The sequence below is a fragment of the Microbacterium sp. IO18 genome (genome assembly GCF_049099505.1).
In the GTDB taxonomy this organism is placed as follows: Bacteria; Actinomycetota; Actinomycetes; order Actinomycetales; family Microbacteriaceae; genus Microbacterium; species Microbacterium aurugineum.
In genome coordinates, this window is the sequence record NZ_JBMJAF010000001.1 from 1979883 (window position 1) to 1994017 (window position 14135).

The 14135-nt window shown below is 68.2% G+C and carries 14 protein-coding genes; 4 read left to right on the forward strand and 10 right to left on the reverse strand.

The window, feature by feature from the left end; all coding sequences use genetic code 11:
- Window positions 1-24: 24 nt before the first annotated feature.
- From ACLF6J_RS09510 to ACLF6J_RS09525, 4 genes are read right to left on the reverse strand one after another with little or no spacing between them, the layout of a single operon-like run.
- Window positions 25-1068, reverse strand: coding sequence for an acyltransferase family protein (locus ACLF6J_RS09510; protein WP_166804685.1), 1044 nt, complete (start codon window positions 1066-1068; stop codon window positions 25-27).
- Window positions 1065-2015, reverse strand: coding sequence for a D-alanine--D-alanine ligase family protein (locus tag ACLF6J_RS09515; RefSeq protein WP_134352773.1), 951 nt, complete (start codon window positions 2013-2015; stop codon window positions 1065-1067). The genes ACLF6J_RS09510 and ACLF6J_RS09515 overlap by 4 nt, the downstream gene beginning before the upstream one ends.
- A complete protein-coding gene (gene alr, locus ACLF6J_RS09520) occupies window positions 2012-3136 on the reverse strand; it encodes an alanine racemase (RefSeq protein ID WP_134352772.1) in 1125 nt (374 codons plus the stop codon). Before alr ends, ACLF6J_RS09515 begins: the two co-directional genes overlap by 4 nt.
- Window positions 3133-3798, reverse strand: a complete 666-nt coding sequence (locus ACLF6J_RS09525; RefSeq protein WP_134352771.1) for a M15 family metallopeptidase — start codon at window positions 3796-3798, stop codon at window positions 3133-3135. Before ACLF6J_RS09525 ends, alr begins: the two co-directional genes overlap by 4 nt.
- Window positions 3799-3885: 87 nt before the next feature.
- On the opposite strand from ACLF6J_RS09525, the gene ACLF6J_RS09530 reads away from it, so the two are divergent.
- Window positions 3886-4557 carry a response regulator transcription factor gene (locus ACLF6J_RS09530; protein WP_134352770.1) on the forward strand — a complete coding sequence of 224 codons (672 nt, stop codon included), beginning with the start codon at window positions 3886-3888 and terminating at the stop codon, window positions 4555-4557.
- Between the two features lie 10 nt (window positions 4558-4567).
- Window positions 4568-5632 carry a sensor histidine kinase gene (locus tag ACLF6J_RS09535; RefSeq protein WP_131492002.1) on the forward strand — a complete coding sequence of 355 codons (1065 nt, stop codon included), beginning with the start codon at window positions 4568-4570 and terminating at the stop codon, window positions 5630-5632.
- 597 nt (window positions 5633-6229) lie between these two features.
- On the opposite strand, the gene ACLF6J_RS09540 is transcribed toward ACLF6J_RS09535, so the two are convergent.
- A complete protein-coding gene (locus tag ACLF6J_RS09540; protein WP_134352769.1) occupies window positions 6230-6886 on the reverse strand; it encodes an FMN-dependent NADH-azoreductase in 657 nt (218 codons plus the stop codon).
- 76 nt (window positions 6887-6962) lie between these two features.
- Here ACLF6J_RS09540 and ACLF6J_RS09545 point away from each other — a divergent pair, with 76 nt between their 5' ends.
- Window positions 6963-7301, forward strand: coding sequence for a winged helix-turn-helix transcriptional regulator (locus ACLF6J_RS09545; RefSeq protein ID WP_131492000.1), 339 nt, complete (start codon window positions 6963-6965; stop codon window positions 7299-7301).
- A 45-nt stretch (window positions 7302-7346) separates the two neighbouring features.
- Here the strand turns inward: ACLF6J_RS09545 and ACLF6J_RS09550 are convergent, their stop codons facing one another.
- From ACLF6J_RS09550 to ACLF6J_RS09565, 4 genes are read right to left on the reverse strand one after another with little or no spacing between them, the layout of a single operon-like run.
- Window positions 7347-8402, reverse strand: coding sequence for an NAD(P)-dependent alcohol dehydrogenase (locus tag ACLF6J_RS09550; RefSeq protein ID WP_134352768.1), 1056 nt, complete (start codon window positions 8400-8402; stop codon window positions 7347-7349).
- Window positions 8403-8430: 28 nt separating this feature from the next.
- Entirely contained in the window at window positions 8431-9294 is an 864-nt protein-coding gene (locus ACLF6J_RS09555; RefSeq protein WP_134352767.1) for a carbohydrate ABC transporter permease, read from the reverse strand.
- Window positions 9291-10148 (reverse strand): carbohydrate ABC transporter permease, encoded by an 858-nt coding sequence (locus tag ACLF6J_RS09560; protein ID WP_047523301.1) that lies wholly within the window; start codon window positions 10146-10148, stop codon window positions 9291-9293. Before ACLF6J_RS09560 ends, ACLF6J_RS09555 begins: the two co-directional genes overlap by 4 nt.
- A gap of 42 nt (window positions 10149-10190) precedes the next feature.
- Entirely contained in the window at window positions 10191-11567 is a 1377-nt protein-coding gene (locus ACLF6J_RS09565) for an ABC transporter substrate-binding protein (protein ID WP_134352766.1), read from the reverse strand.
- 118 nt (window positions 11568-11685) lie between these two features.
- Here ACLF6J_RS09565 and ACLF6J_RS09570 point away from each other — a divergent pair, with 118 nt between their 5' ends.
- Complete coding sequence (locus tag ACLF6J_RS09570; RefSeq protein WP_208526502.1) at window positions 11686-12594, forward strand: sugar-binding transcriptional regulator; 909 nt, start codon at window positions 11686-11688, stop codon at window positions 12592-12594.
- A 9-nt stretch (window positions 12595-12603) separates the two neighbouring features.
- Here ACLF6J_RS09570 and ACLF6J_RS09575 read toward each other — a convergent pair whose 3' ends face one another.
- Window positions 12604-14118: an SDR family NAD(P)-dependent oxidoreductase gene (locus tag ACLF6J_RS09575; protein ID WP_134352764.1), complete on the reverse strand. Its 1515-nt coding sequence runs from the start codon at window positions 14116-14118 to the stop codon at window positions 12604-12606.
- Window positions 14119-14135 lie beyond the last annotated feature (17 nt).

The window sequence follows — 14135 nt, forward strand, 5'->3', positions numbered from 1 at the left end:
GTCCGCCGCCGATTGTCGAGGCCTTCATCGCCGCAGGTGCGGCGCCAGGCGGTCGATCGCCTGCAGGGGGTCGAACAGCGCCCCGAGTCCGCCGCGCACGAGCAGCGCATGTACTCCCAGACAGATCGCGATCACCGACGCCGTCAGCACGAGAGGGCCGATGGCTTCGAGCACCGGCGTCGTCCTCCAGCCCGCAGCATCCAGCCCCGCATCGATCAGGGCGAGGGGCATCATGTGCAGCACGTAGATGGGCAGGGTCCGCCGGCCGATCCAGCGCAACGGTCGGGCGACCACCTCGAGGTGCCGGTCCAGGAGCACGCTGAGCGACACCCCGCACGCCACCGCGATCAGGGCGAGCGCGGGCCACACCCCCGGCAGCAGACGGAGGGTCAGGCCTGCCACGAGCGCCAGCGCCGCGACGTAGACGGCGGCGAGCGCGAGCGTGCGCCACACCCCGACGCTCTGCGCGAACCGCTCGATGACCGCACGCCCTCGAAGCCCGAGGAGGAAGAAGAACAGGTTCTGCACCAGCTGCCAGAGGTTGCCGAGGTCGGGGATGACCCCGGCACCGGCGACCGCCGCGATCACGAAGGCCACCGACAGCACGACGGCCGTCGGGAGGCCGCGAGTGAGCCGACCGATCGTCAGGTAGACCGCGAGCGCGAGCAGGTACCAGAGGTTCGTCGGGCTGAGGGTCAGCTGCGCGAGCAGCTCCCATCCGTCGTTCGCCCGTGCCGTGTCGAAGCCGGGCGTCAGGGCGAGCACGAACGTCTGGATGAGCACCCACACGACGTAGAGCAGGGCGAGGCGCCCCGCTCGACGACGCCAGGAGCGTCCGCCCACGTCGAGCACCGCCCGCGCGGCGAACACCCCGGATACCAGGAAGAACAGCGGGATCCGCAGCGGGAGCAGCTGCGCGTTCAGCATCACCCAGACGTCTGTCACGGGTCCCGCGCCGGGCATCTCGACCGCGACCTTCGTCACCACGTGCCACAGCACCACGAGGATGATGCAGATGCCCTTCGCGACATCCGGCCAACCGACCCGCGGCGCACGCGCGCCGGTCACGATGCCGCACGCACGAGCCGCGCCACCAGGTCGACGTAGGTCACGCCCGCCGCCGCGAACATCCGCGGCACCTGCGACGCGGCCGTCAGCCCCGGCATGGTGTTGACCTCGTTCAGCAGCGGACCCCGATCGGTGAGGAAGAAGTCCATCCGTGCGACCCCGTCACAGCCGAGGGCGTCGAAGACCGCGATCGCCGCCCGTTTGAGCGCCGCCACCTCGGCCGCGTCGAGCTGAGCCGGGACCGTGAACCGCGCGCTGCCGTCGTACTTCGTGGCGGTGTCGAAGAGCCCGGTCGCGTGGATCTCCAGGGGCGGGGCCGCCCAGCGGATACCCCCCTTCTCGCGCAGCACCGCCACGTCGATCTCGCGTGCCCGCACGACCTCCTCGACCAGGATCCGCCGGTCGAAGCGCGCCGCCTCCCGCAGCGCCGCGAGCAGCCCACCCTCCTCGCGCACCAGACTCACGCCGTGGCTGGATCCGGCCGACACCGGCTTGACGACGACCTCTCCTTCGAACTCCACATCCCCGATGTCCTCGGCGGCGACCAGACGACCGCGCGCGGTACCGAGGCCCACTGCGTCCGCGACCAGCTTGGTGGTCCACTTGTCCATGCCGATCGCGCCCGCCCGCAGGCCCGACCCGACCACGCGCACTCCGGCGAGTGCACACAGGGCCGCGAGCGCGCCGTCCTCCCCGAGCGCGCCGTGCACCGCCGGGAAGACCACGTCGGTGCGGGCGAGCAGCGGAAGCGCGAGCGCCAGCGACTCCGCCGCCGAGACCCCGGTCGGGATGCCGTCGGCCCTCCACACCCCCTCTCGATCGATCGTCGCACTCGTGACTTCGTGATCGCCCATGCGCAGCGCTGCCGCGACCGCGGCCGCGGAGGCCAGCGACACCTCGTGCTCGGCGTTCTGCCCCCCACCGATGACCAAGACCCTCGTGGTCATGCCACACTCCTCTGCACTCGTGCTCCGATGCCGGTGACGACGGTGTGCGGGATGCTGCCCGCCCACCGCGCCCACTCCTGCACCGACGGCACGACTCCCCCCTCAGGTCCGAACACCGTGGCGACCGCGCCGCGCGGAACCGGCACGGTGCCGGTATCGATCACGATCTGATCCATCGACACCCTCCCCACGACCGGATACCGCGCCCCGTCGATCGCCACGGCCGCCTCCGCCGCGAGCTCCCGCGGGATCCCGTCCGCGTATCCGACGCCCACGACGCTCAGGCGCGTCTCCCGTTCCGTGATGTGCGCGCCCCCGTAGCCCACCGCCGTCCCGGCCGGGACGAGCGCGCTGTGCACGACGGGGGCGGTCCACCGCGCGGCACCGGCCAGCGTCGTCGCCCCGGAGGGGTCGATGCCCACCAGCCCCGCACCGATGCGCACCATGTCGAAGTGCGTCCCCGGATCGGTGAGCGCGCCGGACGTCGCCGCGAGATGCACGAGCACCGGCCCGAAGCCGGCCCGGAGCACGGCGTCCCTGCCCTGCCGAAAGCGCAGCACGGCCGCCGCGTTCGCCCGGGGGTCGGCTTCGTCGGCGCGAGGCAGATGTCCCATCACACCCACCACCTCGGCCCTGCCCCGCCCCGCGCGTGCGGTGCGGAACAGCTCCTCCCAGTCGTCGAGCGGACACCCGCCCCGGGCCATCCCCGTATCGAGGTGCAGGTGCACGCGGACCGGATCCACGGCGTCGGCGATCAACTGGCGCAGCTCCTCCACAGAGCCGACCGCGACGTCGATGCGAAGCGCCGCGGCCGTCTCCGCATCGGCCCCCGAGGGATTCAGCCACGAGAGGATCGGCACGGTGAACCCGGCATCACGCAGGGTGACGGCGTCGGCGACATCGGTGACCCCGAGCCATTCGGCACCGGCGGCGACCGCGGCCTCGGCGACCGTGACGGCGCCGTGGCCGTAGCCGTCGGCCTTCACCACGGCCATGATGCGCGCGGAGCACGTGGCCCGCACCCGCCGTACGTTCTCGGCGACGGCCTCCGGGATGGTCTGCAGCGTCGGGGCATGAAGGCGGGAGAGGGTCACCCGCGGGGCAGGCAGGAGGGTGGTCATCGCTTCGTCCTCGGGTCGGCGGTGGGGTCGGGCAGCATCTCGGGGCACCCCTGGTCGACCGCCTCCGGACGCAGCTCGTAGTGCCACGACTCATTGGCGTAGATCTGGCAGAGCCCGTAGCGCCATCCCCGCTGGACGAGCCAGTCCAAGGCGGGCAGCGGACCGAGGTCGACGGCGTCGCCGGTCACATGCTCCGATGTCTCCGGAGTCGCCACCCATCGCCGCGCTTCCGCCTCGGAGCCGTACTGCGCGATCGCGTCCTGCAGCATCCGTTCCTGCAGCGCGGGGGTGCGCCATCCACTGTTCACCCGGAACGTGACCCCGTCGGCCTCCGCATCGGATGCGGCACGCTGCAGCGCCGCGAGCAGCAACGCGTCGAGGTTGCCCACGGCGGCCCGATCGACGTCGAAGACGGTCGGCTGGTCGCCGTCGCGGATCACCCCGTCGGCCTCGCTCGGGGCGATGACCGACCCTTCGCTCTGCCCGCTCGGCCGGGGCGTGGAAGAGGGCAGCGGACCGGTGCGCTCGGCATCGGCGAAGGCCGCGGACAGCGACTGCTGGACGACGAAGGCGATGATCACGGCCAGCGCGAGGCCGATGACGACCGAAGCGGTCCGGCGGCGGCGCGCTCGCGGTGTGAGGGAGGTGGTGCGGGTGTTCATGCTCCCAGTGAAGGAGGACGCGCGTTGCGAGGACGTATGCGCTTTTCCATATGCTCCCGATATGCCCCACTGCGTAGGATCGCAGCCATGCGTGTACTGATCGTCGAGGACGAGCCCTACCTCGCCGAGGCGGTGCGGGATGGGCTGCGCCTGGAGGCGATCGCGGCCGACATCGCGAACGACGGCGACACCGCGCTGGAGCTTCTGAGCATCAACTCCTACGACATCGCCGTGCTCGATCGTGACGTTCCGGGCCCGTCCGGCGACGACATCGCGCGGTGGATCGTGGCCTCCGGCACCGGCATCCCGATCCTGATGCTCACGGCGGCCGACCGTCTCGACGACAAGGCGACCGGCTTCGAGATCGGCGCGGACGACTACCTCACCAAGCCGTTCGAGCTGCGCGAACTCGTGCTGCGTCTGCGTGCCCTGGACCGACGCAGACAACGATCCCGGCCGCCCGTGCTCGAGGTCGCGGGGCTGCGCCTGGATCCGTTCCGTCGCGAGGTGTACCGCGACGACCGCTACGTCGCCCTCACCCGCAAGCAGTTCGCCGTGCTGGAGGTGCTCGTCGACGCCGAGGGAGGGGTGGTCAGCGCCGAGCAGCTGCTGGAGCGCGCCTGGGACGAGAATGCCGACCCGTTCACCAACGCGGTGCGCATCACGGTGTCGTCGCTGCGCAAGCGCCTGGGCGAGCCGTGGCTGATCTTGACGGTGCCCGGCGTCGGATACCGGATCGGGACGGACGCCGATGCCTAGGCGGCGCGGGATGAGTGCCCGGCTCAAGCTCACGCTGAGTTATGCGGGGATCGTCGTGGTGTCGGGCATCCTGCTGTTGGGAGCGGTGGTCTTCTACCTGTTGCGGTATGTGCCGGACACCGTAGAAGTATTTCCCAACCGCAGCGACCTCATGAGGGTATTCGTTCCTGTCGCTGCGATAGCAATGCTTGTCCTGTTCGTGATCGGGCTAGCCGGAGGCTGGATCCTCGCCGGACGCATGCTGGCACCGTTGGGGCGTATCGGCGACGCAGCGCGGCTAGCAGCGCAGGGATCGCTTTCACACCGAATCATGCTCCCCGGCCCCGGCGATGAGTTTCGCGGCCTAGCTGACGTCTTCGATTCGATGCTCGAACAGCTCGAGGCCCACGTGGCCGAGCAGCAGCGGTTCGCCGCGAACGCCTCGCACGAGCTGCGGACTCCGTTGGCGATATCTCAGACCCTTCTCGAGGTAGCCCGCGACGATCCCGACCGCGACGTCGATGCACTGATCTCTCGTCTGCAGGAGGTCAACACTCGCGCGATCGACCTGACCGAGGCGCTCCTGCTGCTCAGCCGCGCGGATCAGCGGACGTTCCCCCGAGAGATCGTCGACCTCTCGCTCCTCGCGGAGGGCGCGGTGGAAGCGCTCGTACCGCTCGCGGATCGTCGTGGCGTCGCCATGGAGGTGGGTGGTGTCCCGGCCCCGGTGCTCGGCTCCACCGCCCTCCTGCCGCAACTGGTGACGAACCTCGTTCTCAACGCGATCGTGCACAACCTGCCGTCCGGCGGAGCTGTCGCCGTGCGCACGCACGCGATGCCCCACGCTGTCGCACTGGTCGTCGAGAACACCGGCGAGGCGCTGCCGGCGCACCGCGTGGCCACCCTCGTCGAGCCGTTCCAGCGCGGCGCCGACCGCACGCGCGGAGACGACCATGCCGGTGCCGGGCTCGGCCTCGCGATCGTCGACCGCATCACGCAGGCCCACGGCGGGACTCTGGTGCTCACGCCTCGCACGGACGGCGGCCTGAACGTGACGGTGTGGCTGCCGCATCCATACCCCGAGTCATTAGCCTGACTATTCATTGGCGCTGTATCGCCCCATCCAGCGGGCGAGAATCTGCAAGACGACCGGATGTCGGTCCGCCCTCAGTTCCGCCGCTGTGTATATTGTGACCGCGGTCCGGGGAGAACTAAGAAGGGCCGCGCAACGAAGAAGACCGGAGAATGCAATGAAAAAGTCTAAGAAGATCCTCGGTATTAGCGCTGGTGTCGCACTCGCGCTCGGACTCCTCGTGGGAGGCGGATCCCCCGCCTACGCGGGAACCTGTTCGAAGATCACACACAGCAACGGCAGCCTCACCGCTACATGCGTGGGCCAGACGACCATCAAATGGAAGTGTTCGACCGACCTCTGGAACACGGTCAACAAGAAGACGATTCCCTTTGGCGCGTCAGGCGGCAAGGTCACTTTTAAGGCGTGCGATGCAGGCTTCCCGTATGAAATTTCTGTGAGCTAATCCGCCTCCGAAAGACATCACAAAGTGTGAAGACCCTCGTGATCGAGACGGGTAGGACAGACGTATCCCACGAAGGTCTTCGCACTTTCTTTCTTCAATTGCCAATCGCGCCCGTTCAATGGAATCTGCCTCCATGGCATTGAAGACCGCTCGGCTCAGGCCACGCGAGGGTCGCGCAACGCCGCGAGCTCGCGTCCGTAGATGCGGGCGTCGGACTCGGCGTTCTCCTTGAGCTCGCGCGCAGTGTCAGCGAAGGCGTCGAGCGCCGGATTCACGCCGACCAGCGTGAACGGACGCTGCACCACGCGCAGATCGAGGCCCCAGACGTCTTCGAGCACGCGGCGCAGCCAGCCGGTGGAGTGGTCCCAGCCCTCCTTCGGCGAGCCGGGCGAGTAGTTGCCGCCGAGCACGGTGACGAGCGTCGCAGGCTTGCCGTTGAGCGCGGTGCCGGTCGGGTCGATGCGTGAATCGGTGTAGGACAGGTCGAACCACGTCTTGAAGTGCTGCGAGACGCCGTAGTTGTACAGCGGCACCGCGAACAGAAGCGCGTCTGCACCGATCAACTCGTCGGCGAATGTCGAAGCGAGCGCGCGGGCGTCGCGCTGCGCGGGGGTGCACTGCGCCTCGTCGACGAATCCACCGGTCACGGCGTCCGCCCACGCGGTCGCCGGCACCGGGTCACTTGCCAGGTCGCGGCGGGTGACGATCGAGTCGGGGTGGGACGCGGTCCACTCGGCCTCGACGAGGTCGGCGAGCGCCCGGCTGGCGGACGACGTGGGAAGGATGCTGGCATCCAGGCGGAACAGGGACATGGCCTACCTCTCGTTTTCGTAGTCGCTATGTTTTTCTTAGCGACACTGCTTAACGTAGCACGGGTAGGATGGGGGAATGGCCGAGGTCGACGAAGAACGTCAGGTGTGCGACGTCGCCGTCACACTGGCGTTCAGCGTGCTCGGGAAAAGGTGGAACGGCATGATCGTGTCGTCACTCGGCGGTGGGCCGTCCACGTTCGTCGCCCTGCGCCGCGCCGTCGCCGGCATCAGCGACACCGTGCTCTCCGATCGGCTCGCTGAACTCTCCGATGCCGGACTCATCGCGCGCACGGTCGACGCGGGCCCGCCGATCACCGTCTCCTATGCGCTCACGCCAAGTGGCGAGGGGCTCCTGCCGATCCTGGACCAGCTCGGCCGATGGGCCTCCGCGAACCTCGCCACTCGCGCCCACTGAATTCGTATCCGCCACCCCGGCGAGGGCGTCGCTCCTCGCTGTCGCTCAGCCCGTCCGGGCGTCGGAGACGGTGAGAGCGGGGATGATCATGGTCTTGATCGCCTCCGGATCCGTCTTCGCCTTCATCAGCGCTTCCTCGACGCCGTCCAAGCCGTATCGTCCGGTCACGATCCCCGAGGTGTCGACGATGCCACGGGAGATCAGATCGATCGCCGTCGGCCATGTGTTGACGTACCGGAAGGTACCGGCGAGCGTGATCTCTCGGTGCTGCAGCATCGCGACGGGAACGTCGAGCTGGTTGCCACCCATGCCGACGAGGACCGCGATGCCTCCACGGACGATCGTCGGCAGCGCGGCACGGATCGCCTGGGCACTGCCCGATGCGTCGATGTAGATGTCGAAGTACTGGTCGAAGCGAGCGAGACCATCGCCTGTGGAGTCGATGACCTCGTCCGCCCCTCGCGCGCGGGCGAAATCCCGCCGTTTCGCAATCGGATCACTGATGACGACCTCGACGGCACCGAACGCCTTCGCGACCTGCGCGGTGAGGACCCCGATCGGGCCGGCTCCGGTGATGAGCACCCTCGCGCCCGCCGTGACACCTGCACGACGGGCCGCGTGGATCGCCACCGAGACGGGTTCGGCGAGCGCGGCCTGCTCGTCGGTCATGGCCGAGGGGATCTCGTGCGCGAAGTCGGCGTCGACGATCACGTACTCCGCGAAGGAGCCGTCGACCGGCCAGGCGCCGAAGAAGCGGATGCTCGGGCACAGGTGATAGGCGCCGCGCTTGCAGAAGCGGCAGGCGCGACACGGCGTCTGCGGCTCCACAGCGACCCGCGTCCCCACGCGGCTCGCATCGACGCCCGCACCCACGGCGACGATCTCCCCCGCGGTCTCGTGCCCGAGCACGACATGGTCCCGGACGACGATGTCTCCGACGGCACCCGATTCGAAGAAGTGGGTGTCCGAGCCGCAGACGCCGACCGCGGTGACCTTGATGAGGACCCCGCCCGCACCCGGGGAGGGGACCGGGCGACTCTCGAGCTCTACGCGCTTCGGCCCGGTGAGCACGCTGGCGTACATGGTGGAAGGAACGGACATGGGTGGCACCTTTCGGTCGTGCGGGCTTTCAGCCTTTGACAGTGCCGGCGGTGAGACCGCCGACGATCCAGCGCAGTGAGAACACCGCGAAGAGAATCCCGGGGATGAGGGAGACGACCGTGGCCGCTGCCATGGGTCCCCAGTCGATGGATTGCGCGGAGATGTACTGCTGGATCCCGGTCGTGATGACCTGCGTGTTCTTCCCCGCCAGCACCAGCGGCAGCGTGTAGCTGTTCCACGCCCAGACGAAGGAGAGCATCAGACTCGCGCCGAGGCCCGGTGCGATCAGTCGCAGGAGCACGTGACGGAAAGCAGTCCAGCGCGTGCCCCCATCCATGGCCACCGCTTCCTCGAGCTCGCCGGGCAGATCCTCGATGAAGGAGCGGAGCATCCACACCAGCATGGGCAGCGTGACGAGTTGATACGCCAGGATCAACCCCAGATGAGAGTCGTACAGGCCCGTCTTCTGGAACAGCAGATACAGCGGCAGGATGATCAGCAATTCGGGAGCGAATCGCAGGGACAGGATCCCGAACGCGATGTTCTCGCGTCCCCGGAACGAGAAGCGCGCGAGTGCGTACGCGGTCGGAAGGCCGATCACGACCGTCACGAGCAGCGACCCCACCGTCACGATGAGCGAGTTCACGAACGGGGCCATGAACTTCGCACTGCTCAGCACCTCGACGTAGTTCGTCAACGTCGGAGTGAAGACGAAGGTGGGCGGGTAGGCGACGATGTCTTCGGCCTTCTTGAACGACATCATCACGATCCACACGAGGGGCGCGAGCGCGAAGACGCTCCACATGCTCAGCGACGCGATCACCGCACCATGCCGCAGGAGCTTCTTGCGACGACGGGACCGCGCGACGGAACCGCTCGGAGAGGCGTTCATGCTCCCGCCTCCGTCCGACGCGCCCGGAGCAGCACGGACGACAGCAGGTTGCACAGCACCCACAGCACCACGAGGGCCGCCATCGCCGCGCCGAAGTTCATGTTGCGGATGCCGTCCAGGTAGGCAAGCACATGGAGGTTGGTCGTCGCGTCCACGGGCCCGCCCTTGGTCGTCGTGTAGATGATGTCGAACATCTTCAAGGAGTCGATGCCGCGGAACGCGATGATCACGATGAGCACGGGCACCAGCATCGGCAGCGTGATGGAGAAGAAGTTCCGGACCGGACCCGCACCGTCGACCGCGGAAGCCTCGCGAAGCTCCTGCGGAACGCTGCGGAGGCCGGCCTGCGCGAGGAGCACGACGAACGGGGTGAAGATCCAGATGTCGATGATCATCACCGACCACAGGGCGCTGTCGAGGCCGTTGAGCCAGAGCAGTCCGGGCTGGCCGACGGCTTCGAGAAGCCAGTTCACGACACCGTTCTCGGTCAGCATCACCTTCCACATCAGCGCGGCGATCACCGGGGGCAGCAGGAGCGGCAGGACGATCAGCAGGCGGAACGTGCTGCCGTACGGACCGTAGTTCAGCAGCATCGCGAGTCCGATGCCGAGAACGCACTCCACGCTCACGACGACGACGGCGTACAGCAGCGTGATGCCGATCGCGTGCAGCCCCTCCCCGGTGACGAACAGATTGAGGTAGTTCGCGCCACCGTTGAATGTCGGCGCACCCCGGTTCAGTCGGTAGGACGTGAACGACCACCAGACACCGGTGAGGAAGGGGTAGAGCACCGCCACGAGAACAGCGAGTGCCGGCAGGACGAGCAGGTACGGCAAATGAGGTTTGGGCTTCATGACTCTCTGTCCACTCCGATCGTCATCTCCGGTCCGCCGAGGTCACTCGATCGCCGCGTCGATCTTCGTCGCCGCGTCATCCAGAGCGTCTTTCACAGATGCTTTGTCGAGCAGCGCCGACTGGATCGCGGTCGCCCAGATGTCGCCGACCGTCGTCCAGCTCGCAGACGGCGCGTACGGCCACTCCGCATAGTCGGTCAGGGTCTTCTTCCAGACCTCGTTGTAGTCCCCCCAGCCTTCGGTCGCGGCCGAGAGTTCAGGGCTCTCGGCGACGGAGACGCGCGTCGGGTTGAGGTTGCCGTTCGCGATGGAATCCGTCAGCAGCTCCTTCGACGTCGCCCACTGGATGAACTGCCAGGCAGCGCCCTTGTGCGTGGACGCCGCGTTCATGCCGAGCGACCAGACCCACATGCTCGACGCGCGCCCCTTCGGCCCCTCGGGCGGCAGCGCGTAGCCGACCTTGCCCGCGATCCCACTGCCCTCCTTCTCGAAGTCGGGGGCCATGTGGTCGGCGTCGATGTAGAACGCGGAGTTCCCGGCGAGGAAGTCCTGCTGCGCCTCGTACCACGTGTAGGTGCTCGCCGCTTCCGGCGCGGTGCGCATGAGTTCGATCCACTTGGTGACGGCCGCGTTGCCCGCCTTCGAGTTCACAGTGGCTTTGCCGTCGGTGATGTCCTGGACGCCGTAGGCCCCGGCGAACGTGGAGAACGGGTTCAGGGTGGGGTAGGTCTTGTCGCCGCGACTGACGAACCCGGAGATGGTCTTGCCGTCGAACTCGGTGCCGTCGAGCTTCTGCGCGGCGGCGATGAGCTCGTCGATCGTCTGCGGCACCGCGACGCCGTTGGCCTCGAGGATGTCCTTTCGATAGAAGAGGGCGTAGCCTTCCTCGTTCGCGGGAATCGCCCAGAGACCTCCTTCGCCCGCTCCGTCGAACTCCGTGGTGTCCCACCGCTCCGCTTCGATGAGCGACGGGAAGAAGTCGTCGAAGTCGTAGTCCGGAGCCGTCTGCGTGTCGTCGTCGACCCACGGCTGCAGGTCTTCCATCCAGCCGGCCGCGGCGTACTGGTAGTTCATCGGCTGGGACGTCATGAAGACGTCGTAGCCGGCCGCGCCGGACTGGAGCTCGGTGAGGATCTTCACCATGTAGTCGGACTCGGTCAGCGTCTCGATGTCGACGTCGATGCCGGTCTTCTCCTCGAAGTCGGCCACGTGGTCGAGGACGGCGTCGGAGAGGGGATGCTCGCTCATGAGGATGCTCAGCTTCTCGCCGCTGTAGTTCTTCCAGTCGAACGACGAGACGTCGGTCGAGGACGTCATGCTGTCGCTCGGCGCGCAGCCGGCCAGGAGGCCGGCGGTGGTGAGGACGACGACGGCGGCGGTGATGCTGTGGGCGCGCGCACGCTTTCGGCTGTTGTTCATCGATACTCCTTCGAACTGCGACGGGTTCCGTGTGACTTGCGTTCGAGAGTACAGGGATTGTCCTCATGTGAGTCACTAGAGTGCTCATATGTGCACAACTCTTTCAACAACCGAATCTGTGCAGTATGCGTACGCTGCCGTCCAGAATCTCCAGCACGGACGATCGACCATCGAGATCGCCGAAGAACTCGGCATCTCGCGATTCCTCGTGGGGCGGATGATCCGGCGAGCGCGCGAGGACGGTCTCGTCGAGGTCCGCACCCGCCTGCCGGAGCCCATCGCCCCCGAGCTCTCGAAAGCACTCAGCCGCGCCTACGGTCTCGAATCGGCGTTCGTGGCCCTCACCCCCTCGAACGACGAGACACGCACCCGCACGACGATCGCGAGCATCGGTGCACGCTTCCTGAGCGAGACCATCGGCGAAGACGCCATCGTGGGACTCGGCCCCGGGCGGACGATCCTCGACACGTGCGGCCGCATCCGGGAGGTGGCCACCTGCGACGTGGTCCAGCTCACCGGCTTCGCCTCGGTCGACGCGGGGACGCACCTCGAAGCGATCAGTCAGCTCAGCGGCGTCGCCAAGGGGAGGATGTTCGCCCTCCCCGCCTCGTTCGTCACCCGGAGTGCCCGCTCGTGGGACGCGGTGACCCGGGAGCCCGCCGTGCAACAGGCCCTGGCACGCATCGACCACATCGACATGGCAGCGCTCACGGTCGGTGGTTGGCCGGGCAGCTCACTGCTGGCTTCCCAGCTCGACGAACTCGACGAACTCGCTCCCCTCCTGCGCCGAGGGGTGGTCGCCGAGCTGGGCACGACCCTGCTCGACATCGACGGCAACGAGGTCGACGGCCTCCACCGACGCCTGATCGGGATCACCACCGCGCAGCTGGAGCGCACCCCGACGCGCATCGCCCTCGGCGGGGGTGCGGGCAAGCAGCGCGCCGTGCTCGCCGCCCTGCGATCCGGACTCGTCACCACCCTGATCACCGATGAAGGGACGGCGCGTGCCGCTCTCGACGCGCTCTGACCCGCGGCTTCACCAGGGGCTGGGCTCGTAGTCCTTCAGGAACACGCCATGGATGTCCTCCCCGGCCTCGCCGCGCACGATCGGATCGTAGACGCGTGCGGCACCGTCGACCAGATCGAGCGGCGCGTGGAAGCCCTCTTCCGCCAGCCGGACCTTCGTGTAGTGCGGGCGCTCGTCGGTGATCCAGCCCGTGTCGACCGCGGTCATCAGGATGCCGTCCTTCTCGAGCATCTCGCCGGCGCTGGTGCGGGTGAGCATGTTGAGCGCGGCCTTCGCCATGTTCGTGTGCGGGTGGCCCGGCCCCTTGTAGCGGCGGGAGAACTGCCCCTCCATCGCCGAGACGTTCACGACGTAGGTGCGACGCGCCGCGGAGGCGGCCATCGATGCGCGCAGGCGGCTGATCAGCAGGAACGGGGCGGTCGTGTTCGCGAGCTGCACCTCGAGCATCTCGAGCGGGTCGACCTGCTCGATCGACTGCACCCAGCTGTTGACGCGATTCACATCGGGCACGAGCCCGCCGGCATCGATCGCGGTGCCGTCCGCGTGCTTCTCGAGGGAGGAGGACCCGGGGGCCATCGCGAGGCGAGCCAGGTCTTCGGCCGTGAGCGCCTGGCCACCCTGCTCCGCGACGGTGCCGCCGAGCGCCGCCACCGACAACAGCGGATGCGAGTCGACCGAGGCCTGCAGCGCCTGCGGGTGCGGATCGACCGTGTGCCCGAACGTCTCCATCTCGGGCAGCGGTCCGTCGGGGAGCGGCTGCAGCTCGGCATCCGCGAGCAGCGAGTACGCCCCCGGCGAGCGCCGTACGGTCTGGGCGGCGTTGTTGATCAGGATGTCGAGCGGCCCCTGAGCGGCGACCGAGTCCGCGAGCCCGATGACCTGTGCCGGGTCACGCAGGTCGATGCCCACCACCCTCAGACGGTGCAGCCAGTCGGCGGAATCGGGCAGCGCGGAGAACCGGCGCACGGCGTCGCGCGGGAAACGCGTCGTGATCGTGGTGTGCGCCCCGTCTCGGAGCAGACGCAGCGCGATGTGCATGCCGATCTTGGCGCGGCCGCCCGTGAGCAGGGCGCGCTTGCCGGTGAGGTCGGTGCGGGCGTTGCGCTTGCCGTGGCTGAAGCGGGCGCAGTCGGGGCAGAGCTGGTGGTAGAACGCGTCGACCTGCGTGTACGGCTGCTTGCAGATGTAGCAGTTGCGCGGCTTGAGGAGCTCGCCCGCGATCGGGGCGTCCACGACGCTGGTGGCGAGGTCGTGGCCCCGGGTCTCGTCGTCGATGCGGTCCGGGGCACCGGTGGCGGTGCGGGCGACCACGGCCTTGTCGGCCTCGGCGATCGCGTCGCGGATCTCTTTGCGGCGCACGCGCTTGACGGCCTTGAACATGGCCGCGGTCGCGTGGCGCACCGCGACGAAGTCCGGGTGCTCGTTGTCGATCGTGTGCAGTTCGGCGAGCACGCGCAGCGTCGTGGCGAGGTCGTCCGGGTCGATGCCGGCGCCGAGTTCAGGGGGGTTCGCGTCGGTCACCATCCCGATTTTACGCGAGT